The sequence below is a fragment of the Pseudoxanthomonas spadix BD-a59 genome (assembly GCF_000233915.3).
GTDB classification, from domain to species: Bacteria; Pseudomonadota; Gammaproteobacteria; order Xanthomonadales; family Xanthomonadaceae; genus Pseudoxanthomonas_A; species Pseudoxanthomonas_A spadix.
In genome coordinates this window covers 1,576,286-1,598,161 of sequence record NC_016147.2, presented here as the reverse complement: position 1 = coordinate 1,598,161, position 21,876 = coordinate 1,576,286, and the positions used below count along the sequence as shown (strand labels likewise).

Below are 21,876 nucleotides of genomic sequence, written 5' to 3'. Positions count from 1 at the left end.
TCCGCAACAGACGCGACCGCCTTTCCCGGGTCCCGGGTCCCGGGTCCCGAGTCCCGGCTCTTCAAGGCTTCACCGCGCAGGCCAGGTAATTGACCTCGGTGCGCCGGCTCAGCCGCGCCGCGCCGCGCCATGGCTCGTAGACCAGGCCGCTGACATCGGTCAGCTGCAGGCCGCACTGGCGTGTCCAGGCCGCCAGTTCGGAGGGCTTGATGAAGTCGGCGTACCTGTGGGTGCCCTTGGGCAGCAGCCTGGCAAGGTATTCGGCGCCGACCACCGCCAGGGCGAATGCGGCCGGGGTGCGGTTGAGCGTGGACAGGAACAGCTGGCCGCCGGGCTTGAGCAGGCGCGCGCAGGCCTGGATGATCGCGCCCGGGTCGGGCACATGCTCCAGCATCTCCATGCAGGTGATCGCATCGAAGCTTTCCGGCGCCTGCTCGGCCAGCGCCTCCACCGCGATCTGGCGATAATCCACCTCCACGCCGGATTCGAGCGTGTGCAGGCGGGCCACTTTCAGCAGTTCGGGCGCCAGGTCGATGGCGGTGACCTGGGCACCGGCCGCGGCCAGTGCCTCGCTCAGCAGGCCGCCGCCGCAGCCCACGTCCAGCACGCGCTTGCCGGCCAGCGGCAGGCGCGCGGCCACGTACTGCAGGCGCACCGGGTTGAGCGCATGCAGCGCCTTCTGCGGGCCGTCCGGATCCCACCAGCGATGGGCCAGCGCGCCGAACTTGTCCAGCTCGGCCTGATCGAAGTTGGGCGACGCGGCGCGGTCGGGTGCAGTGGACATGGGGAACTCCGTAACAGGGCATCAGGTGCGGGAAACCGTCGATATGATGGCCCGTCGCGCCGCTTTCGTGGGGTGAGCCGGTCAGGCCGGATGCAGGCCGACGATGCGCTGGCGCCACTGGCGCGCGTTGGCGACCACCCCGGCCATGTCGATGCCGGCCGGCTGGCGCTCGGCCAGGCGCTGGCGCCCGGCGATCCACACATCGGTGACCTGGTGGCGGCCGGTGGCATAGACCAGCTGCGAGACCACGTGATGCAGCGGCTGGGTTTCCAGTGCCGACAGGTCCACGCAGGCGATATCGGCCTGCTTGCCCACCTCCAGGGTGCCGACCTGGGCATCGAAACCGATCGCCCTGGCCCCGCCCAGGGTGGCCGCACGCAGCGCCGCGAACGCATCCAGCGCGACCGCATCGTTGGCCACGGCCTTGGACAGGATCGCCGCGGTGCGGGTCTCGCTGAACATGTCCAGGTCGTTGTTGGAGGCGCAGCCATCGGTGCCGATGGCCAGGTTCACCCCAGCCCTGGCCAATGCGCACGCCGGGCAGAAGCCGGAGGCGAGCTTGAGGTTGGATTCCGGGCAATGGACCACCGAGACGCCGCGTTCGGCGCACAGGTGGATCTCCGCCTCGGTCAGCTGGGTCATGTGCACGGCGATCAACCGGTCATTGATCAGGCCCAGGCGCTGCAGGCGCGCGATCGGGCGCTGGCCATACTGGTCCAGCGACTGCTGCACTTCCTGCGCGGTCTCGTGCAGGTGCAGGTGGACCGGCACGTCCAGCTGGTCGGACAGCATCCGCACCCGTTCGAAACTGGCGTCGCTGACCGTGTACGGCGCGTGCGGCGCGAACGCGGTGGCGATCAGCGGATCGCCGCGCCACTGGTCGTGGACCTCGCCGGCGCGGTCGAAGTATTCGTCATCGCTGCTGGCCCAGGCGGTGGGAAAGTCGATCACCGGCAGGCCGATCCGCGCGCGGAACCCGTGGTGCTTGTAGGTGGCCGCCTGCACATCGGGGAAGAAGTAGTTCTCGTTGACGCAGGTGGTGCCGCCGCGCAGCATCTCGGCGATCGCCAGGGTGATGCCGTCGGCGACGAACTGCGGCCCCATCACCGCCCCTTCCACCGGCCAGATGTGCTGCTGCAGCCAGACCTTGAGCGGCAGGTCGTCGGCAATGCCGCGCAGCAGGGTCATCGGGTTGTGGGTGTGGGCGTTGACCAGCCCGGGGATCAACGCCGATCCGGGCCGCTGCACGAGCTGCTTGGGCACAAAGCGCGTGCGGGCCTGGGCGGTGGGCAGGATCGCGACGATCTCGCTGCCGCTGATCGCCACCGCGTGGTCTTCCCACACCACCGCATGCGGCTCCACCGGGACCACGAAACCGGCCTCGATCAACAGGTCACAGGATTCGGGGGTGATGGTGGCTGGGCTCATGCTGTCTCGCTTGGTTGTGTGGCGCGCCCGGCAAAGCCGTTCAACCGGGACGCGAAGGATTTCCAGATCGTCGTCATTCCCGGGACGTCATCCCCGCGCAGGCGGGGATCCAGGGACTTTGACTTTGCGCTGTCCGGCTTTGCGAAGAAACGAACCCAACGGCAAAAGCAGGAGCAAAGGCGCTGGATGACCTGCCGTGCGGCGGTTGTGGGACACTTCCCGCCTGCACGGGGATGACGTAACGGCAAAGGCGACTGCAAGTGCAACGTCCCTGGATGACCCGCCATGCGGCGGTTGTGGGGCACTTCCCGCTTTCGCGGGGATGACGTAACGGCAAGGGCGACTGCAAGGGCGACTGCAACTGCAACGTCCCTGGATGACCCGCCATGCGGCGGTTGTGGGGCACTTCCCGCTTTCGCGGGGATGACCTGATGGCAAAGGCGTGCGCCTGCGCACGCGCCATCAGGTCACTTCACCCGGCTGACGTATTCGCCGGTGCGGGTGTCGACCTTGATCACTTCGTCCTGGCCGACGAACAGCGGCACGCGCACCACCGCGCCTGTTTCCAGGGTGGCCGGCTTGCCGCCGCCGCCGGAGGTATCGCCGCGCACGCCCGGGTCGGTCTCGGTGATCTTGAGCTCGACGAAGTTCGGCGCCTGCACCGCGATCGGGGTGCCGTTCCACAGGGTCACCACGCAGGCTTCCTCGCCCTTGAGCCACTTGGCGGCGTCGCCGACGCCGGTCTTGTCGGCCTGGACCTGCTCGAAGGTCTCCTGCTGCATGAAGTGCCAGTACTCGCCATCGGTGTACAGGAACTGCATGTCGGTATCGACCACGTCGGCCGCTTCCAGCGAGTCGGTGGCCTTCATGGTCAGCTCGACCACCCGGCCGGACTTGATGAAGCGGTACTTCACCCGGGTGAAGGCCTGCCCTTTGCCTGGCTTGACGTACTCGGTGTCGGTGATGATCGCAGGCTCGTTGTTGACCAGGATCTTCATCCCGTTCTTGACGTCGTTCATGCCGTAACTGGCCATGGGCAAAACTCCTCGGGTAAGGCAAACCCGCCGCCTGTGGCGACCGGCCGGATACAATGGGAAAGCCCGCCGCGACCGGCGGGCGCTTGTTTTCTGAAGCCGCCATGATACCTGCAGCACACGCCTCCAGACAGCCGGCCCCGGCCGATCCGCCCAGCCCCCCCGCTCCGCTGCAGCCCGGCGGCTGGCAGCAGGCGCTGCGCCAGGCCGTGCGCGAACCGGCCGAACTGCTGCAGCTACTGGGCCTGGAATCGGTGGCGCTGCAGGTCTCCAGCCAGGCCGCCGCGCAGTTCCCGTTGCGGGTCCCGCGCGGGTTCATCGCGCGCATGCGCCACGGCGATGCGCACGATCCGCTGCTGCGCCAGGTGCTGCCGCTGGATGCGGAGCTGCGCGTGCTGCCCGGTTTCGGCCTGGACGCGGTCGGCGATGCCGCGGCGCGTTCGGCCACCGGCGTGATCCAGAAATACGACGGCCGGGCACTGCTGGTGGCCACCGGCAGCTGCGCGATCCACTGCCGCTACTGCTTCCGCCGGCATTTCCCCTATGGCGAGGAAACCGCCGCGCGCGATCACTGGGCCCAGGCCATCGCCCGGATCGGCGCGGACGACACCATCGACGAAGTGATCCTCTCCGGCGGCGATCCCTTGTCGCTGTCCACGCCCAAGCTGGCCGAACTGACCGACGCGCTGGCCACCGTGCCGCACCTCAAACGCCTGCGCATCCACAGCCGCCTGCCGGTGGTCCTGCCCGAACGCGTCGATGCGGCGCTGCTGCAGTGGCTGTCGGCCCTGCCCTGGCCGGTGACCGTGGTCGTGCATGCCAACCACGCCAACGAGCTCGATGCCCGGGTCGATGCTGCGCTGGCTGCGCTGCGCGGCGCCGGCGCCTTGCTGCTCAACCAGGCCGTGCTGCTGCGCGGGGTCAATGACAGCGTCCAGGCACTGGCCGACCTGTCCACACGCGGCCTGGCCGCCGGGGTGCTGCCCTACTACCTGCACCAGCTGGACCGGGTCCAGGGCGTGGCCCATTTCGAGGTGGACGACGCCACCGCGCTGGCCCTGCACGCGCAGCTGGCCGCGCGCCTGTCCGGCTATCTGGTACCGCGCCTGGTGCGCGAGATTCCAGGCGATACCGGCAAGCGCGCGCTCTAGGAGCCTGTCGGACTTTGGCCGGCCGGGCTGCAAATCCGGCTGTGCGGTCCATATTTCCGTCGCTTCTTGCCCCATAGCACCACTATGGGGCGGCGAATCGCCAAAAATCTGTCCTCGCGCAGCCGAATTTTCGCCTCGACCGCCAAAGCCCGACAGACTCCTAGGGCCGTTCTCTCGCAGGATCGGCAGGGGATTGCTGTCGGCCATGCATCCAGCCCAGGATGGACGCTCCGGCTCGGCTGCTGTATTAAACGGCGTCCCCCGGCAGAACCCAGGCAATGCAGATCGGTAAAGACACCCCCGTGCGACTGATCATCGTCGACGACAGCGGCGATGCGGCCGAAGCGGTGGTCAGCACCTTCCGCAACGAAGGCATCGCGGTGCGCGCCCTGCGCCCGCTGGACCTGGACGAACTGGCCCGGCAGCTGGCCAGTCAGCCGGTGGATCTGGTCCTGGCGGCCAGGGGCGCCCGCGGCATTCCGGTGCACGACGTGCTGGCCCAGGTCCTGGCCAGCGGCAAGGACATCCCGGTGGTGATCATGATCGATGCACCGGGCGATGCCTCGGTGATCGATGAGCTGGTCCACGGCGCGCGCGCCCTGGCACTGCGCACCCGCCCGGACCATCTGCTCAGCGTATTGCGCAACGAATGGGAAGATCTGGAATCGCGCCGCGGCCTGCGCCGCCTGGAGGCCCAGCTGCGCGAGACCGAGCGCCGCTGCGATGCGCTGATCGCCTCCTCGCGCGATCCCATCGCCTACGTGCATGAAGGCATGCATATCCGCGCCAACGATGCCTACCTTGAGATGTTCGGCTTCGAGTCCTTCGAGGACATCGAAGGCCTGTCACTGCTGGATCTGATCGCACCCAAGGACGTGGATGACTTCAAGCAGCTGCTCAAGCGCATCGGCAAGGGCGAAGCCCCGCCGCCGCGCTACGAATGCCAGGCCCGCACCCAGGCCGGCGAGGGCTTCCCGGCGGTGATGGAATTTGTCACGGCCAGCTACGAAGGCGAGCCGTGCGTGCAGGTCGTGTTCCGCCGCCGCGAGCTCAACACCGAGCTGGCACGCGAAGTCCAGGACCTGCGCCAGCGCGACATGGTGACCGGGCTGCTCAACCGCCCGGCCTTCCTGCACGCACTGGAAGACGCCGTGGCCGAGGTTGCCCAGAGCGATGTGCAGTACGGCCTGCTGCTGGTCGAACCAGACCACTACGCGCGCCTGCTGCCGGACATCGGCCTGGATTGGGCCGATGCGCTGATCGCGGCGATGGCCGCGCACTTCACCGCCACCCTGGAGCCGGACATGGTGGCCGCGCGCTTCACCGAGCACGGCTTTGCGGTGCTGTGCAAAGGCGCGCACACCCATACCACCGAGCTGGCCGAGGCGCTGCGTGCGGGCTTCGCCTCGCACGTGTTCGAGATCGGCAACCGTGCGGTGACCGTCACCCTGAGCATCGGCGGGGTGCAGATCGGCGAGAAGATCGCCAGCGTCGGCCAGGTCCTGGCGCGCGCCAGCGAGAACCTGCAGTCGGCGGCCAACCTGGGCGGCAACGGTGTGCAGATCTTCGACCCGGCCGCGGTGGATCGCGCCGAACAGGAACGCGAGCAGCGGATCCTGGGCCTGGTGCGCCATGCGCTGGCCGAGCAAGGCTTCGTGCTGCACTACCAGCCGATCATCCCGCTGCTGGGCGAGCCGGGCGATTTCTACGAGGTCTTCCTGCGCCTGGAAACCACCGGCGGGGAAAGGATCAAGCCGGTGAGCTTCCTGGCCATCGCCGAGCAAGCCGGACTGCTGGGCGAGATCGACCGCTGGGTCGTGGCCCGTGCGATCGCGGTGCTGGGCGAGCGCGAACGCGCCGGCCGCCCGGTGCGGCTGCTGGTCAAGGTCAGCCAGGCCTCATTCGGCGATCCGCGCCTGATCGAGCTGATCGCGCGCGAGCTGGCCGCCCACGGCGTGCCGGGCCAGCGGCTGTGGCTGGAAACCACCGAGGCCAAGGTGTTCACCCACTTGCGCGGCGCCCAGGATTTGCTGACCGCCGCCACCGGGCTGGGCTGCAAGGTCGGCCTGGAACAGTTCGGCACCGGCCTGGATTCGTTCCAGCTGCTGGCCCACTTCACTCCGGCCTTCCTCAAGCTGGACCGCAGCTTCTGCCAGGACCAGACGCGCGCCACCGAAGCCCAGGACAAGATCCGCCAGATCACCGCCCGCGCCCAGCGCGATGGCATGGTCACCATCGCCGAGCACATCCAGGATCCGGCCACCATGTCGCTGCTCTTCGGTGCGGGCATCGACTACGTGGAAGGCCACTTCGTCGGCCAGGCGGCGCCGGAGATGAGCTTCGACTTCACCGCCTGATCAAGGCCCCTGCGTGCCCGGCCGCGCGCGGCACCGGCAACTCTGGCCACTGCCATTGCCCCGATGCTAAGCGGCGCCAGTGGCCTGGGCCAGCGCAGCACCGACGATCGGCTGTGCCCATTCAGGGACCGAAGCGACGTCCTCCCGGCCGACTGGCCACACGATCCGGCCATGCTTCATGTGCAGCACCAGCCTGGGAGGGGAGATCCGCATGCCGAGCGGCACCGATGCGCTGTTGTCGTAGACCCGCAAGGCCGCCAGGTGCGGCATCAGCCTGATGAGATTCAGCGGTGCGCTCAGGTAGCGCTGGCGAATCTTGTCCGATTGGATGTGATGCCCGCCGGCGGTCACCCGCAGGGCCACCCGCTCGATGTGCAACTCGGGCGAGCGAAGACCGCAGTACCAGACCATGACCTCGTGCGTGGCGGTCGCATCGATCAGCCGTTGCGTGATCGTGCGCCCGCCCAGCGTCGTCTCGAAGGCGTGGGATCGGCCTTGGGCGATGGCCTCCTCCAGCATCGCCAGGCCTTCCTTCCAGGCCTCGGCGTCGGCCGCTTCCCTGGCGTAGCCCAACCGTTCCTGCAGGCCGCGGGAGTAAGTGTCCGGGTTGTACCAGGCAAGCTCGGCTTCCCTCAAGGCGGCACCGCCCAGCGAACTCTTGCCCGCACCGTTGACGCCAGCCAGGACGACCAGCGCAGGCCGATCAATCATCCTCTCCCGCGCTGACCCGTCGCTGCAATGCCCAGGGCCGGTCCATGAACTCGCGCATCCTGTCCGCCGTGCCCGGCTCGGCCAGGACCGCCAGATGTTCCCGGAACTGCCTGCGGTAGTCGCCCAGCAGGCGCTCCTGCGTGGCCTGCGCGGCCCTGCCAGCAGCTTGCATGCGCTCAAACTCCGCCGCAGACACCACCACACCCTCCGGGACGCCGTGATGGGTCACCACCACGGCACCCTGGGACTGGGCTGTGTCCATGATCTTGCGCCATCCCAGCCGCTTCACATCAGCCGCCGTCGCTGTCGGCAGTCCAACCAGGGCATCCACCGCTTCAGTGACGTGAACCGCGCTGCTCATTGGCGAGCCTCCCTTGCTGATATGACCATCATATCTCCCGATTGGCCTTTTTCGATGAACTATGGCCACATGCAGACGGCGAGCGTGGGGCGGGTCTTGACCCGCCCCAAAACGCCGCCGTGCACATCCGCAACGCCGAGCCATCGGGCGGCGCGTGCTGCCGCACCCCGGTGTCTCCTTACATCACCGTGCCGGTGCGCTGCTGGGCCGCACGCAGCGCGGCAATGCGCTCGGGCAGCGGCGGGTGGCTCAGGAACAGCTTCTTCAGGCCATGGCCGACGCCGCCATTGATGCCGAAGGCTTCCACCTGCGAAGGCAGCGTGCTGGCGCCGTCGTTGGTCGACAGGCGCTCCAGCGCGGCGATCATCTTCTGCCGGCCGGCCAGGGTGGCGCCGCCATGGTCGGCGCGGAACTCGCGGCGACGCGAGAACCACATCGCGATCATCGTGGCAAACAGGCCCAGCACCATCTCCAGCACGAACACGATGGCGTAGTAGGCCATGCCGCGGCTGTTGCCCTCACGATTGCCGGACAGGGAGCTGTCGATGACCCCGCCGACCACCCGCGCCAGCACGATCACGAAGGTGTTCAGCACACCCTGCAGCAGGGCCATGGTGACCATGTCGCCATTGGCGATGTGGCTGACTTCGTGGCCCAGCACCGCCTCGGCCTCGGCCTGGGTCATCTGCCGCAGCAGGCCGGTGGACACGGCCACCAGGGCGTTGTTGCGGTTGGCGCCGGTGGCGAAGGCATTGATCTCCGGCGCCTCGTACACGGCCACTTCGGGCATGCCGATGCCGGCGGCCTGGGCCTGGCGGCGCACGGTCTGGACCAGCCACTGCTCGGCCTCGTTGCGCGGGGTGTCGATGACCACCGCGCCGGTGGCGCGCTTGGCCATCCACTTGGACATCAGCAGTGAAATGATCGAGCCACCAAAGCCGAACAGCGCGGCCATCACCAGCAGGCCCGCCATGCTGGATGGATTCACGCCAAGCAGGGACATCACCACGCTGGCCAGGGCCAGCACGGCCAGGTTGGTCAGCAGGAACAACGCGATGCGGGTCAACACGGGGAACTCCGGAATATTGGGGGGGGGGAACTGCAGCGAATCTTGTGGACGCCACCGGTTGACTTCAAGCTGCCTGCTGACCGCGCATTCAGCCATTCCTGCCAAGTTTTCCCCCATGCCATCGACTTGCTACCGGGGCCGGTTCGCGCCCTCCCCGACCGGATTGCTGCACGCCGGCTCGCTGCTCGCTGCCCTGGGCAGCTGGCTGCTGGCGCGCCATGCCCATGGCCAATGGCTGGTCCGCGTGGAGGACCTGGACCGGCCACGCGAAGTCCCTGGTGCGGCGCGCGCGCAGCTGCAAATGGCGGAAAACCTGGGCCTTTGCAGCGATGCACCGGTGCTGTGGCAACACACACGGCATGCGGCTTACCAGGCAGCGCTGACCCGGCTGCTGGAGACAGGCCTGGCGTTCCAATGCCACTGCAGCCGCGCCGACCTGGCCGCGACCGGCGGCATCCACCATCGCTGCGTGGCACGCAGGAAACGGCCCGATCCGGCGGTACGACTGAAGGTTGGCGGTGACAGCATTGTCACCTTCGAAGACGGCCTGCAGGGCGTGCGGACCCAGGATGTGCAGGCCGAGGTTGGCGACTTCGTCCTGCGTCGCGCCGATGGCTGCTGGGCTTACCAATTGGCGGTGGTGGTCGACGATGCCGACCAGGGCATCACCGAGGTGGTCCGTGGCGCCGACCTGCTCGATTCGACGCCGCGCCAGATCCTGCTGCAGCGCGCGCTCGGCCTGCCCACGCCGCGCTACCTGCACCTGCCGCTGCTGCTGGATGGCAGCGGGCGCAAGCTGTCCAAGTCCGACGCGGCCCAGCCACTGGACGCGGCCCATGCGCTGGAGGCGATGCGCACGGCCTGGCGCCAGCTTGGCCAGGCACCCGCTGCGCTGGCACGCGCCCACACCACCCATGCGGCGCTGGAAGCGGCACGGCAGCACTTCGATCCGGCACGGCTGCCGGCGGTGCCGGCCCTCTACGCCGCGCCGCACCATGGCCTGGGCGATGCGGCTGACTAGCAGCCTGTCGGGCTTTGGTGGTCGAGGCGAGAATTCGGCTGTGCGAGGTCAGATTTTCGACGGTTCGCCGGCCCATAGTGGTGCCATGGGCCAAGAAGCGGCGGAAAGATGGACCGCACAGGCGGATTCGCAGCCCGGCCGACCAAAGTCCGACAGACTGCTAGAATCAACACTGCCCGGCCTTGCGGCACAACGATCGACCCAATGACTTCCCGCATCGCGCCCGGCATCGGCACGCATGGCAGGGCCAACGGACCTGCGCAGCTCGGTCCTCTCCCGGATCCGCACCGCCGCCAACCTGTCGGCCAACGCCGGCGGGTGCTGGCAAAAACGTGGCCAGACACACATCAGGCACGGAAACTCCGAACCTGGAACGCTCCAAAAGTATGGTTGCGCCGCAAAAAACCCGGGCGCATGCTCCGCGCACCTTGGTTGAGGTGACCGCTACATGGCTGCGACCCGAATCATCAAGAAGTACCCCAACCGCCGTCTTTACGACACCGAAATCTCCAGCTACATCACCATCGAGGACGTGCGCCAGCTGATCGTGGACGGTGAGGAATTCGAGGTCCGCGATGCCAAGAGCGGCGAGGACCTCACCCGTCTGGTGCTGATGCAGATCATCAGCGAGCGCGAGCAGGATGGCGAGCCGGTGCTGTCCACCCAGTTGCTCAGCCAGATCATCCGGTTCTATGGCGATTCGCTGCAGGGTTTCATGGGCAATTACCTGGAACGCAGCATGCAGGTCTTCATGGACCAGCAGGCGCAGTTCCGCCAGCAGATGGGCAACCTGCTGGGACAGACGCCGTGGGCCATGATGAACCAGTTGACCGAGCGCAACCTGGAGATCTGGAAGGAGTTCCAGCGCAACATGACCGCCGGCATGGGCAGCCCGAGCGCCCGTCCGACGCCGTCTTCGACCCCCAGCAAGGATCCACCGCCGCAGCGCGAGCCGAACAAGACGCGCCGCTGATCCACATGCGTCGCGGCTTGATCGCCCCCACCCGCCTGGCGCGGGTTTTTTGTTAAGGAAAGACCGAATGACTCCACGCATCGCACTGGTCACCGGCGGCATCGGTGGCCTGGGAACGGCGATCTGCCGCGCACTGACTGAAACCGGCCACACGGTGGTGGCCACCGACCTGCCCGCCGACGCGGCGCGCCTGCAGGCATTTTCCGAGGCAACCGCAGGGGCGGTGCATTTCGAACCGGCCGATGTCGCCGACGATGGGCAATGCGCAGCGCTGGTGGCTCGCGTGCAGGCGCGCTTTGGCGCACTGGACGTGCTGATCAACAACGCCGGCATCACCCGCGATGCCACGCTGCGCAAGATGGACCTTGGCCAGTGGAACGCGGTGCTGCAGGTCAACCTGACCAGCGCCTTCCAGCTGTGCCATTACGCCGTCCAAGGCATGGTGGCGCGCGGCTACGGGCGCATCGTCAACATCAGTTCGGTCAGCGGTCAGACCGGAAACTTTGGCCAGGCCAACTATGCTGCGGCCAAGGCCGGCCTGCACGGACTGACCATGTCGCTGGCACGCGAGGTGGCCGCCAAGGGCATCACCGTCAACAGCGTCTCGCCCGGCTACGTACGCACGCCAATGACCGCGGCGATGCCGCAGGCGGTCCTGGACAAGACCCTGGCGGCAGTGCCGGTCGGCCGCCTGGGTGAGCCGGCCGACATCGCCCGCGCGGTGCGCTTTCTGTGCGAAGAAGACGCCGGCTACATCACCGGCGCCAACCTTCCGGTCAACGGCGGGTTGTACATGAGCTTCTGAGCAGGCCCCCACCGCCGCGCTGACAGCGGCTGGTCCTGGGCTGCGCTCGCTGGCGCCGCGGTCACGATCCTGGCATTGCCACCCGCGGCCTCAATGCCAGCCAGGGCGCGTTGCGCCTGGCCCGATCGCTGCGTCGCGTCGCCCGGCACCGGCGGACAGGCCCGTCGGCCCGGTTCGGGCCTGCGCTGACGTCGCGTTAGATGCCGCGCACCACCCGGAAGCCCACGCGTGCGCTGGTCACGTCCGAATCCTGCGAGGACCGCCACGCCGCCCGCGCCTGCTGCGGCGAACTGGCCCATGCCCCACCGCGCACGACCCGCGCCCGGCAGCCGGGGTTGAACCAGGCCGCGCCGTCGGCCGGGGCGCGGCGGAAGTTGGCGTGCCAGCAGTCGGTCACCCATTCGCTGACATTGCCGCCCAGGTCGTACAGGCCCCAGGGGTTGGGCCTGAAGGTGCCCACCGGCGCCGGCCCCCACCAGCCGTCGCCATAGCCGACGAAGGCGTTGGCCCAGCGCCGCCCGCTGGGCGAGACGTCGTTGCCGCCGGCGAGGTTGGCCACGCCCTTCGGTGGCGGGTTCTCGTTGCCCCAGGGATAGCGGCCCTGGGTGCCGGCGCGCAGCACGTACTCGAACTCGGCCTCGCTGGGCAGACGGTAGCCGTGGCCGGTCTGCTCGGCCAGCCAGTCGGCGTAGGCCTCGGCGTCGCGCACGCTCACGTGCAGCACCGGCATGTCATCGCCGACCCTGGCCCCGGCATAGCCGGACTGCCAGTCCACGCCGCTGCGCCGCACGAAGTTGCCGCTGCGCTCGTCGTAGACCATCGAGTGCCCGCGCCGGGTGGCCCGCGCGCGGTGGCCGGTGGCCTGCACGAAGCGCCGGAATTCACCTACCGTCACCGGATGGCGCGATACCGCGAAGCCGCGATCGAAGCGCACGTAATGCGCCGGCTGCTCGGCCTGGGTCGCGCCCGGCTCGTCCTCGTCAGCGCCCATGCGGAAGCCGCCGTGCGGCACCACCACCATGGTCGGGGTGCGTCCGCCGCCCGCGAGCGCATCGGTAAAGGCCTGGCCGGGGCGGAACAGGCCGTAATGGGTCGCCAGGTCGATGCGCTGGCGCAGGTCGGCGACCACCGGATCACCCGGCGCAGCAATGCGCAGCGCGGCAGCGAGTTTTTCCCGCGCCGATTTCAGGCCCAGTGGCGTAGCCAGCTCGGCCACCCCGGCATCGCGCAAGGCGGCGATCTGGCGGGCGCGCTCCTGCTCGATCCGCGCGTAGGCGTCCTTGACCGTCGGGGCGTCGGCACGCACCTGGCTGGCAAAGCCCATCCAGCGCGCCGCACCCTCAAAGTCACCGGCGCGCGCGGCGTCCTCGGCGCGCCGGATGAAGGCGCTCTCGGTGGCGGCCAGGCCCTGCCGGGCGCGTGACTGGCCCGGGGCCAGCTCCAGCGCGCTACGAAAGCTGTCCAGCGCGCCAGGCGCGTCGCCCTCGCCCAGCAGGCCCTGGCGCAGCTGGCTCTCGCCAGTGGCGTTGAGCCGGGCCAGCTGTTCGGCCAGGTCCAGCCTGGCCAGGTAGGCCTGGGTGCGCGTGTCATCGGGAAGCACCGTGCGCAGCACCGCTGCGATGCGCACTGCGCGGGCCAGCGCCTGACTGTCATCCTCGGCCGCGGCCAGGGCGCGCTCGCCCTGGGCCAGCAGCGCGCTCGCCGCACGGGCCAGGCCACGTTGGGCGAGGCGGTCCTCCGGGTCCAGGCGCAGCAGCGCCAGATACAGCGGGATGGCATCGCGCGGGCCCTCGAACAGGTCGCCGGCGCGCACGGCGGCGGCCGCGTCACGGCGTGCCTGACGCACCTGCTCCCTGGTCAGCACCAGCGCCGGCGGGGTCCAGTTGAGTCCGGCCTCGTCGCCGGCATCGGTGCTGACGGTGACGCTGGGACGCCGCGGCACGGAGACCGATGCCGCCGGCGGCGAGGTGGGCGGCGGCGAGGCCTGTGGCGCCGCTACCGGATCGGCCGCGCGCTCGCCACAGCCGGCCAGCATCAGCATCAGCAGGGCCAGCATCAGCAGGGCGGGGACGATGCGCCGCAATCTTGCTCCGATCATGTGGGGCCGGGCAGCCGGTTGGCAAAGGACGGTAGGCTATTGTCGCCCGAGCCGGCAAACCCCGCATTCACCGAAGAGACCTGCGTGACCCTCTGGATCGACACCGCCGACGCGCTGCGTGCGCACCTGCAGCAGCTGCCCGCCTGGGTGGGAATGGACACCGAATTCATCCGCGAAAAGACCTTCTGGCCGCAGCTGGCCCTGGTCCAGATCGCCATCGGCGACAGGATCCTGCTGGTCGATCCGCTGGTGCCGGGCATCAACCAGGCGCTGGCCCCGCTGCTGTCCAATCCCGATGTGGTCAAGGTGATGCACAGCGCCAGCGAAGACCTGGTGGCACTGGGATGGGCCTGCGGCACCCAGCCTTCGCCGCTGTTCGACACCCAGATCGCCGCGGCGCTGGCCGGCGTGGGCGGCGGCCTGGGCTACCAGAAGCTGGTCGCCGAGATCACCGGCGTGCCCCTGGCCAAGGGCGAGACCCGTTCGGACTGGCTGCGCCGGCCGCTGTCAGCCGCACAGCTGGAATACGCCGCCGACGATGTCACCCACCTGGGCGCGATCTACCAGGCCCTGTCGGCCAGGCTGGACGCGCTGGGCCGCAGCCCGTGGCTGGCCGCCGACTGTGCGCGCATGGTCGCCCAGGCCAGCGACGCCGGTGGCGAACGCTGGCCGCACCTGTCCATGCGCAGTGCGCAGTTTGTCGATGCCGACGCCCAGCGCCGGCTGCTGCGCCTGTTGCGCTGGCGCGAGGCCCAGGCCCGGGCCAGCGATCGGCCGCGCAGCTGGATCCTGGACAACGAACTGGCCCTGACCCTGGCGCGCAACCCGCCGGCCTCGCGCCAAGCGTTGACGCGCTGGCTGGAGCAGCAGCCCAAGGCTCCCAGAAAGCTGGCCGATGCGATCTGGGAGGCGCTGTCCACGCCCCTGGAAGACGAAGCCGAGGCACCACTGGCCAAGGCCACCGACCAGGACAAGCAACGCCTGAAGAAAATGCAGGACGCGGTGGCCCGGCAAGCGGCCGCGCTCGGCCTGCCCGACGGCATCCTGGCCTCGCGCCGCTGGCTGGAGGCGCTGATGGAGCGCGGCCAATGGCCGGCCGCGCTGTCCGGCTGGCGCCGCGAGCAGCTGGAACCGGTGCTGGCACCGCTGCTGCCGCCCGCCCCCTGAGCCGCGCGCGGGCCGGTGGCGCGCCTCCATGCCGCGCAAACGCGGGTGGCGAAAGCGCTTTTGCCCACAGTCTGGAACACGCTACGCTGCCGTTTCCCACGTCCATCCGCTGCCGGCGTCCGTCCCGGCCTGGAGGTCGTGCGGCATCCCTGCCCTTGTCGGAGCGTCTGATGCCCCTGCACCGCCCTGCCTTCCTCTTCTGCCTGGCTGCCTTGCTGAGCCTGGGCCACGCGGCCGCGCTCCATGCACAGACCACCGGGACGGCGGCCAGCGACAGGCCGGCGCACTTCGTCGCCCACGATCCGCAGGCCGATTTTGAACGGCGCGTGGTCCAGATCCCGATGCGCGACGGCGTCAAGCTGCACACCGTCATCCTGATTCCCGCCAGTGCCCGGCGCGCGCCGATGCTGCTGACCCGCACGCCGTACGATGCCGACGGCATGACCAGCCACGCCAAGAGCAACCAGCTCGGCGCGGTGCTGCAGGGCTACGACAACTTTCCCGAGCTGTTCCACAAGGACGGCTACATCCGCGTGGTCCAGGACGTGCGCGGCAAGTACGGCTCGGAAGGCGACTACGTGATGAACCGGCCGCAGATCGGTCCGCTCAACGACAGCAGCGTGGACCATTCCACCGATACCTGGGACACCATCGACTGGCTGGTCAAGCACGTGCCGGAAAGCAACGGCAAGGTCGGCATCCTGGGCATCTCCTACGACGGGTTCACCAGCCTGATGGCGCTGTTCCATCCGCATCCGGCGCTGAAGGTGGCCGTGCCGATGAACCCGATGGTCGATGGCTGGATCGGCGATGACTGGTTCCACAACGGCGCCTTCCGCCAGATCGGCCTGCCCTACATCTACGAACAGGTGAACTCGGCCGGCAACACCATCGACTGGATCGAAACCACCACCGACCAGTACGACTTTTACCTCAAGGCCGGCTCAGCCGGTGCGCTGGGTAAGTCGCGCGGGATGGAGCAGAACGGCTTCTTCCGCAAGCTGCTGGCGCATCCGGCTTACGACGCGTTCTGGCAGCAGCAGGCGGTGGACAAGCTGCTGGCCCGCGAGCCGCTCAAGGTGCCGGTGATGCTGGTCCATGGCCTGTGGGACCAGGAGGACATCTATGGCGCGCTGGCCGTGTACGACGCGATCGAGCCCAAGGACACCGGCAACGACAAGGTGTTCCTGGTGATGGGCCCCTGGAACCACGGCGGCCAACGCACCGATGGCAGCGCGCTGGGCCCGATCAAGTTCGGCAGCGATACCGCGGCCAGCTTCCGCAGCCAGGTCCTGCGCCCGTTCCTGGACCATTACTTGATGGATGCCGCGCCGGCGATGGACGTGGCGCCGGTCACCGTGTTCCGCACCGGCGAGAACCACTGGGAGCACCTGAAGGCCTGGCCGCTGGGCTGTGCCGAGGGCTGCAGCATCAAGCCCACCCCGCTGTACCTGCAGGACCAGGGCCAGCTGGCCTTCCAGGCGCAGGCGGCGACCGGCAGCGCCGCATACACGTCCGATCCGGCCAAGCCGGTGCCGTTCCTGCCGCGCCCGGTCAAGGGCCAGGGCTACGATGACAACCCTTGGCCGCAGTGGCTGGTCACCGACCAGCGTGAAGCGGCCACGCGCCCGGACGTGCTGACCTTCGTCAGCCAGGTGCTGGACGCACCGCTGCGCATCAGCGGCGCGCCCAGGGTCGCGCTGACCCTGTCCACGACCGGCAGCGATGGCGACTTCGTGATCAAGCTGATCGATGTCTATCCCGACCAGACGCCGGCCGACCCGCAGATGGCCGGCTACCAGCTGATGGTCTCGGCCGACATCCTGCGCGGGCGCTATCGCGACAGCTTCGAGCATCCCAGCCCGATCCCGGCCAACACCCCGGTCGGCATCGGCTTCGCCCTGCCCCAGGCCAACCACACCTTCCTGCCTGGCCACCGGGTGATGGTGCAGGTCCAGTCCAGCTGGTTCCCGCTGTACGACCGCAACCCGCAGACCTATGTGCCCAGCATCTTCCTGGCCCAGCCGCAGGACTATCGCAAGGCCACCATCACGGTGAAGCTGGGCGGTGCCGATGGCAGCGCGCTGGTGCTGCCGGTGGTCAGCGGGGGCGGCGCGGCAGCGGCCGAGTAAGGCGGCCTCTTCCTGGTGCCATTCAGCACCCAAGTCCTCCATCCCGACCACGTCCGGGTACAGCCAGCGGCTACCGTTAGGCCCGCGCTTGTTCGATGAGCGCTTCTCGTCGATCCGCTTCGAGTACACGCCAAACTCCTCCCACAGATACAGCGAGAGCAACGGGTACATCGCGTGCTCTCCAAGTTTGGCATCGCTACTGTCTGCAATGGGAACGGCAACCACCCCCTCCGCCGCCGCAACTTCGGCAACGTCAGATTTCTCTGAGTAGTAGTACTTACGCGGCCGACCCTCGGTGGTCTTCAGCTCTGGATGCCGTTTTTGCAAATGCGGCCGCTGAGAGCTAATTTCTGCGACCAACTGCTGCACCAGTTCGGCATCCGTGCTGACGTACTGGCTGATCTATTTCTTCGCTTGGCATTCATCTGGAAACGTGGCGAAGATCCATTCGGCGATCTGCCGCGCGGTCAGCTTTTCATCTGGCCGCTCCTTCAAGTAACCCAACACGAGCTTCGCCAGATTCAATGCCATACAAGTCCCCTCAGAATATTCATCTTGGTCACGCCGATGCGCCCGTCTGTGGCGGGGTCTTTGAGCGTGGCGAGGGTGAATTCCGAGGTGTTGTAGAACGCCTGCCCGGATGCCATCCGCAGTGCGCCGTCCTGCTCGGCCACGTCGTGCGTGTCGAGGAACTTCTTGCGCTCCAGCACCGCCTGCTTGGTCGACTCCAGCAAGGCATCGAGCCGCAGCAGCACAGTGAACGGCAGGATGACGTCACGATACTTGCCGCGCACGTAGACGTCGCGCAGGCGGTTGTCGGCAATGTTCCAGATGAAGTCGGCGACCCACTTCAGGCTGCTTTGGTCTTGTTTTATGGGCTTCATCAAGCCTGCCCTTGAATAGCTGTTGTGGTGTCAGGCACCTTGCTGACAGATATGGTTGGCGACACATCAAGAGCCCAGTGTTTTTTGAGCACGCCGACGAGGCGGTTCTGCCTATCAATCAGCATCGCCGGTGTCCATTTATCTTCCGAGCGGACTTCCTGGGTCAGCACGAAAGGTGACGCAGTGCCCTTGCCCTTGAAGTAAACATTCTTCTTCTTGGCGAAGTCGTAGTTGCTGGCGGACGAGTTCTTGTTCCGGTCAAGCGGAACCAGGTTGGCCAGGCGGTGTGTCCAGGCTTCCCGTTCGTTCTCGTCGGGGAACCACTGGAGCCAGTCCGAGCCATCCGGCGGTGTTTGCGGTAGCACGTGCTCCAACGACACGGCGTTCTGCAGTTCTACTCCGGGGGCCCGCACCAACGATTCAAGGCGCAAGACCAGCGCCATCCGTGCCTTGGGCAGATCGTCGTAAACGTCGCCATCAAGTGCCGCGACGAACTTGCGCTTTTGCGCGTCTGTCAGGGCGAGCGTAGTGAGCTCGGCCAGCTCGCCCTTGAAGGTCTCCGGTTCGATTTCCTTGGTGAGCGCGGCGTAGGTTTCGATGCGCTCGTTGATGCCCGCCTTGGTGACCAGCAGGAAATAGGTGAGCCGTTCCAGCGACCGGAAAAATTCTGCGAGCAGCTTGGGCTTTTGCCGGAAGCGCTTGAAATACACCAATGCCGGGGGCACCCAGTCTTTGAAGTCCACGCGGTTGAGCCAGGACAGGTGCTCGTTGATCGTCTCGGCGTGCTCAGTGGCCTCGAAGTCGGCGTCGCGGACGAAGCCCCAGACTTCGGCGTAGGGCTTGATCACCTTGTCGATCAGGTCGATGGGTGCCTTGTATTCGGTGACGTGCTCCTGGAATTCCTTGACCAGCGTGGCCCGCTGCTTCTGCTTGGCGTAGATGGTGCGGATGTGGCCGAACAGATCGCCGAAAGCGTCGCGGCCCAGCGCGTTTTCGATCCGGCTCCACTCTTTGGCGTACGCGCGGCTCTTGACGTCGCCTGCCGTGGTGCGGATCAGGCCCAGAACCTGCGCCTTGATGATGTCGATAGGCGCGAGGTCGAGCCCCCGGTTGTTCAGCACGGAAAAGATGCGGTACGCGGCTTCAAGATCGGGCGTGGAGATGACGACCAGCGAGCAGTCGTTGGCGAGGAACTGCCACAGCGTGATCAGGTCGACGGGCGGTAGCGCCTTGGCCTTGCCCAGCAGCAGCATGGCGTTTTCGCGGTAACGCAGTCGGCTGTCTTCCAGCTTATCGGTGCTTGCGACCAACTGCGCGATGCCACCGGGCTCCTGAATATTGGCGCGGAAGAAGTCTGCATCTTCCTCGCGGGCGGTCAGGCGGTATTCGTTCTTCTCGCCGAGGCTGACCTTGCCCTTTTTGTAGAGGAAATCGGTGATGTCGTCGGCGGCGTGCGGCATGGCCTCGCGCAGCACCGCGAACAGCATCGTCAGTGTGGACAGGCGCTGCTGGCCATCGACCACCGACGATTTCTGCTCCCGGTCGTTCTTGATCAGAACGATGCTGCCGAGGAAGTACTGGCTGGTCGCGCCGGAGACACGGGCGTCCTGCATCGCCGAGATCAGATCGTCGAACAACTCGCCCGCCTGCTCGGTCGTCCAAGCGTAGGGGCGCTGGTAGTCCGGGATCTCGAACTGGTAGCTGCCTTCGAAGATCTCCCGGATCAGCTTGTCGTGGGCTTCAAGTGTCTTGGTCATTGTTACGTTTCCGCTCCTTCTTCATCGATGCCGTCGCACTGCGGCTTGAGTTGTGGGTTGATCTTCATCGGTCACTCGAACAGCCGTTTTTGTTTGACGACGTAACCAGATGGCTTCTTCTGCTTTTCCAATACACCTTCGTCAACCAGACGCTGCAACCATGCCTTGGCCTGCGCGTTGGAAACGTCCAGCGCGGCTGCCACCTCGGCGTCCTTCATCGGTGTACTCAAGAGTTGCTGAATCGCTGCGCGCACGGCAGCGATGAGAACTTCGGCAGGGGTCGATTCCGGCTGCGCAGATTCCTTGGCCTCGTCTATCGGCGCCACGGCCTCTGGTGCGACTGGCGGCGGTTCTTCCAATGCCGTAGCGGGTGGCTGCGCATCGGAAACAACGTCGATCGGTGCCGATGGCTCGCTCTCGTCCTGGGGCGCTGGAGTGGCGTCGCGTGGCACGGGCTCGGTTGGCTTGGAGTCAGCCGACGATGGCTCTTCGTTCGAAAACAGCGCAAAGCCAACCTGTGGGGAGGCCGTCGGCGTCGGCATCGCCACGTTGAACACGTCCTCGAAGGAATCCACGTCTTGCGGGTTCGGCCAGGAAAGTGCTCCCTTCTTTCGCAAACCATCCAGTCCGGCGGAAGACTCACCCGTCGATCGAATGAAGACTGGAACAAACTTGAGTTTGTCGAGCTGCTCGACAGCACCCGTCCAAGTACCGCCTTTGTTTAGGTCGGAACTGACCACCAGCGATGTGTCTGCCAACGCATAAATCAGCTTGTTCCGCTGCACGGCCTTGCCGACATTGAACCCGGCACTCGGGTCGTAGGGCGAAATCAGCACCAGTTGGCCATCGAACAGCAGGTTGCGGTGCTCGCGGTTCATGGTGGTCTTTTCCAGACTGAGGTCCTTTGCTAAAGACGCAATCCAGGAAGGTCTGAAGGCCCCGCATTCACTGGATTCATGGCGGAAGCGGTGGGATTCGAACCCACGAACGGTTGCCCGTTGCTGGTTTTCAAGACCAGTGCCTTCAACCACTCGGCCACGCTTCCGGTCAGACATCACGCGGGATTCCGCCCTTGCATTCTCGCATGTCGAGCCGGCCGGCCGGTACCGCCCAAGCCGTGCGCGGCCTCAGGAGGCTTGGCGCAGGCCCAGTTCGACCAGGCGTTCGACGCACTTGCCGCCGCAGTCCAGGCGCGAATCCTCGATCTGCTGCGGCAGGTGCTCGGCCAGGTAGTCGATGAACACGCGCACGGCCGGCAGCATGCCGCGGCGCGAGGCGAACACCGCATGGCACACGCCCTGCGGCAGCGACCACTCGGGCAGCACCACCTCCAGCTCGCCGCTGCGGACCGCGTCGGCGCACACGGTTTCCGGCAGCATGGTGATCCCGTATCCGTCCTTGGCCATGGCCTTGAGCAGCGGGAAGTCGAAACCGGCCAGGCGCGGCTGCAGCTCGATCTTGCGCACCTGGTCATCGGGGCCGTGCAGTTCCCAGCGCTGGCGTGCCTCGTCCTCACTCATCGACATGGTCACGTGCTCGACCAGGTCTTCCGGACGCTGCGGCCGGCCGGCGCGCTGCAGGTACTTGGGGCTGGCCACCAGCAGTTCCTGGATCTGGCCGAAGCTGCGCATCACCAGGCTGCCGTCGTCATCGAGCTTGGCGCGCACCCGCAGGGCCACGTCGTAGCCCTCGTTGATGATGTCCACGCGGCGGTTGTTGACGTGCAGCTGCAGGCGGACCTTGGGGTACTTGTCCAGGAACCCCGGCAGGATCCTGGGCAGCTGCATCTGCGCCACCGCCACCGGCACGCTGACCCGGACCACGCCGCGTGGCTCGGCCGAGAGGCGATCGACCACTTCGCGCGCGGCCTGGGCTTCGGCCAGCATGGTCTGGGCGTGGCGATGCACGCTCATGCCCACGTCGGTGACCGCGAAACGGCGCGTGGAGCGCTGCAGCAGGCGCACCCCCATGTCGGTCTCCAGCTGGCTGATGCGCCGGCTCAGGCGCGACTTGGGAATACCCAGCGCGCGTTCGGCCGCGGCGAAGCCGCCGTGGTCCACGACCATGGCGAAGTAATAGAGGTCATTGAGGTCTTGCATGGCGCCATCCCGAATCTGGAACGATTCCCGCTATTTAACCACCCG

19 protein-coding genes and 1 tRNA gene are annotated in these 21,876 nt (G+C 67.3%); 7 read left to right on the top strand and 13 right to left on the bottom strand.

Annotation, left to right across the window (positions count from 1 at the left end; translation table 11 throughout):
* Positions 1 to 61: 61 nt before the first annotated feature.
* The 3 genes from ubiG to efp form a co-directional block, all read right to left on the bottom strand.
* Positions 62 to 784 (bottom strand): bifunctional 2-polyprenyl-6-hydroxyphenol methylase/3-demethylubiquinol 3-O-methyltransferase UbiG, encoded by a 723-nt coding sequence (ubiG, locus tag DSC_RS07105; RefSeq protein ID WP_014160470.1) that lies wholly within the window; start codon positions 782 to 784, stop codon positions 62 to 64.
* Between the two features lie 81 nt (positions 785 to 865).
* Entirely contained in the window at positions 866 to 2,212 is a 1,347-nt protein-coding gene (locus DSC_RS07100; RefSeq protein WP_014160469.1) for a TRZ/ATZ family hydrolase, read from the bottom strand.
* A 467-nt stretch (positions 2,213 to 2,679) separates the two neighbouring features.
* Complete coding sequence (gene efp, locus DSC_RS07095; protein WP_014160468.1) at positions 2,680 to 3,246, bottom strand: elongation factor P; 567 nt, start codon at positions 3,244 to 3,246, stop codon at positions 2,680 to 2,682.
* Positions 3,247 to 3,350: 104 nt separating this feature from the next.
* Between efp and epmB the strand changes: the two genes are divergently transcribed.
* Both epmB and DSC_RS07085 read left to right on the top strand, forming a co-directional pair.
* Positions 3,351 to 4,397, top strand: coding sequence for an EF-P beta-lysylation protein EpmB (epmB, locus tag DSC_RS07090; protein WP_043290460.1), 1,047 nt, complete (start codon positions 3,351 to 3,353; stop codon positions 4,395 to 4,397).
* Positions 4,398 to 4,675: 278 nt separating this feature from the next.
* Positions 4,676 to 6,754: an EAL domain-containing response regulator gene (locus tag DSC_RS07085; protein WP_014160466.1), complete on the top strand. Its 2,079-nt coding sequence runs from the start codon at positions 4,676 to 4,678 to the stop codon at positions 6,752 to 6,754.
* Positions 6,755 to 6,820: 66 nt separating this feature from the next.
* Here the strand turns inward: DSC_RS07085 and DSC_RS07080 are convergent, their stop codons facing one another.
* The 3 genes from DSC_RS07080 to htpX all read right to left on the bottom strand — a co-directional run bounded on the left by DSC_RS07080 (position 6,821) and on the right by htpX (position 8,895).
* Positions 6,821 to 7,465, bottom strand: a complete 645-nt coding sequence (locus DSC_RS07080) for an ATPase (RefSeq protein WP_014160465.1) — start codon at positions 7,463 to 7,465, stop codon at positions 6,821 to 6,823.
* Positions 7,458 to 7,826 (bottom strand): type II toxin-antitoxin system prevent-host-death family antitoxin, encoded by a 369-nt coding sequence (locus tag DSC_RS07075; RefSeq protein ID WP_014160464.1) that lies wholly within the window; start codon positions 7,824 to 7,826, stop codon positions 7,458 to 7,460. The genes DSC_RS07080 and DSC_RS07075 overlap by 8 nt, the downstream gene beginning before the upstream one ends.
* A gap of 178 nt (positions 7,827 to 8,004) precedes the next feature.
* Positions 8,005 to 8,895: a protease HtpX gene (gene htpX / locus DSC_RS07070; protein ID WP_043290459.1), complete on the bottom strand. Its 891-nt coding sequence runs from the start codon at positions 8,893 to 8,895 to the stop codon at positions 8,005 to 8,007.
* A 115-nt stretch (positions 8,896 to 9,010) separates the two neighbouring features.
* Here htpX and gluQRS point away from each other — a divergent pair, with 115 nt between their 5' ends.
* The 3 genes from gluQRS (at position 9,011) to DSC_RS07055 (ending at position 11,694) form a co-directional block, all read left to right on the top strand.
* Positions 9,011 to 9,916, top strand: coding sequence for a tRNA glutamyl-Q(34) synthetase GluQRS (gene gluQRS / locus DSC_RS07065; RefSeq protein ID WP_043290458.1), 906 nt, complete (start codon positions 9,011 to 9,013; stop codon positions 9,914 to 9,916).
* Between the two features lie 448 nt (positions 9,917 to 10,364).
* Positions 10,365 to 10,889: a polyhydroxyalkanoate synthesis repressor PhaR gene (gene phaR / locus DSC_RS07060; protein ID WP_014160461.1), complete on the top strand. Its 525-nt coding sequence runs from the start codon at positions 10,365 to 10,367 to the stop codon at positions 10,887 to 10,889.
* A gap of 67 nt (positions 10,890 to 10,956) precedes the next feature.
* On the top strand, positions 10,957 to 11,694 hold the full coding sequence (locus tag DSC_RS07055; protein WP_014160460.1) for a beta-ketoacyl-ACP reductase: 738 nt from the start codon (positions 10,957 to 10,959) through the stop codon (positions 11,692 to 11,694).
* A 196-nt stretch (positions 11,695 to 11,890) separates the two neighbouring features.
* On the opposite strand, the gene DSC_RS07050 is transcribed toward DSC_RS07055, so the two are convergent.
* On the bottom strand, positions 11,891 to 13,750 hold the full coding sequence (locus DSC_RS07050; RefSeq protein WP_083833598.1) for a formylglycine-generating enzyme family protein: 1,860 nt from the start codon (positions 13,748 to 13,750) through the stop codon (positions 11,891 to 11,893).
* Between the two features lie 126 nt (positions 13,751 to 13,876).
* On the opposite strand from DSC_RS07050, the gene rnd reads away from it, so the two are divergent.
* Both rnd and DSC_RS07040 read left to right on the top strand, forming a co-directional pair.
* Positions 13,877 to 14,959 carry a ribonuclease D gene (rnd, locus tag DSC_RS07045; protein WP_043290457.1) on the top strand — a complete coding sequence of 361 codons (1,083 nt, stop codon included), beginning with the start codon at positions 13,877 to 13,879 and terminating at the stop codon, positions 14,957 to 14,959.
* 170 nt (positions 14,960 to 15,129) lie between these two features.
* Positions 15,130 to 17,091 carry a CocE/NonD family hydrolase gene (locus DSC_RS07040; RefSeq protein WP_014160457.1) on the top strand — a complete coding sequence of 654 codons (1,962 nt, stop codon included), beginning with the start codon at positions 15,130 to 15,132 and terminating at the stop codon, positions 17,089 to 17,091.
* Positions 17,092 to 17,493: 402 nt separating this feature from the next.
* Here DSC_RS07040 and DSC_RS17350 read toward each other — a convergent pair whose 3' ends face one another.
* The 6 genes from DSC_RS17350 to DSC_RS07010 all read right to left on the bottom strand — a co-directional run bounded on the left by DSC_RS17350 (position 17,494) and on the right by DSC_RS07010 (position 21,831).
* Complete coding sequence (locus tag DSC_RS17350) at positions 17,494 to 17,622, bottom strand: hypothetical protein (RefSeq protein WP_014160456.1); 129 nt, start codon at positions 17,620 to 17,622, stop codon at positions 17,494 to 17,496.
* A complete protein-coding gene (locus DSC_RS16605; RefSeq protein ID WP_014160455.1) occupies positions 17,613 to 17,975 on the bottom strand; it encodes a type I restriction-modification system subunit M N-terminal domain-containing protein in 363 nt (120 codons plus the stop codon). Before DSC_RS16605 ends, DSC_RS17350 begins: the two co-directional genes overlap by 10 nt.
* Positions 17,975 to 19,732 carry a DUF262 domain-containing protein gene (locus DSC_RS07025; RefSeq protein ID WP_014160454.1) on the bottom strand — a complete coding sequence of 586 codons (1,758 nt, stop codon included), beginning with the start codon at positions 19,730 to 19,732 and terminating at the stop codon, positions 17,975 to 17,977. The genes DSC_RS16605 and DSC_RS07025 overlap by 1 nt, the downstream gene beginning before the upstream one ends.
* 71 nt (positions 19,733 to 19,803) lie before the next feature.
* Positions 19,804 to 20,652, bottom strand: a complete 849-nt coding sequence (locus DSC_RS17230; protein ID WP_425476616.1) for a DNA-processing protein DprA — start codon at positions 20,650 to 20,652, stop codon at positions 19,804 to 19,806.
* 37 nt (positions 20,653 to 20,689) lie between these two features.
* Positions 20,690 to 20,777, bottom strand: a tRNA-Ser gene (locus DSC_RS07015).
* A gap of 82 nt (positions 20,778 to 20,859) precedes the next feature.
* The gene (locus DSC_RS07010; RefSeq protein WP_014160452.1) at positions 20,860 to 21,831 is read right to left on the bottom strand and encodes a LysR substrate-binding domain-containing protein; all 972 of its coding nucleotides are present in this window, start codon (positions 21,829 to 21,831) and stop codon (positions 20,860 to 20,862) included.
* Between the last annotated feature and the right edge of the window lie 45 nt (positions 21,832 to 21,876).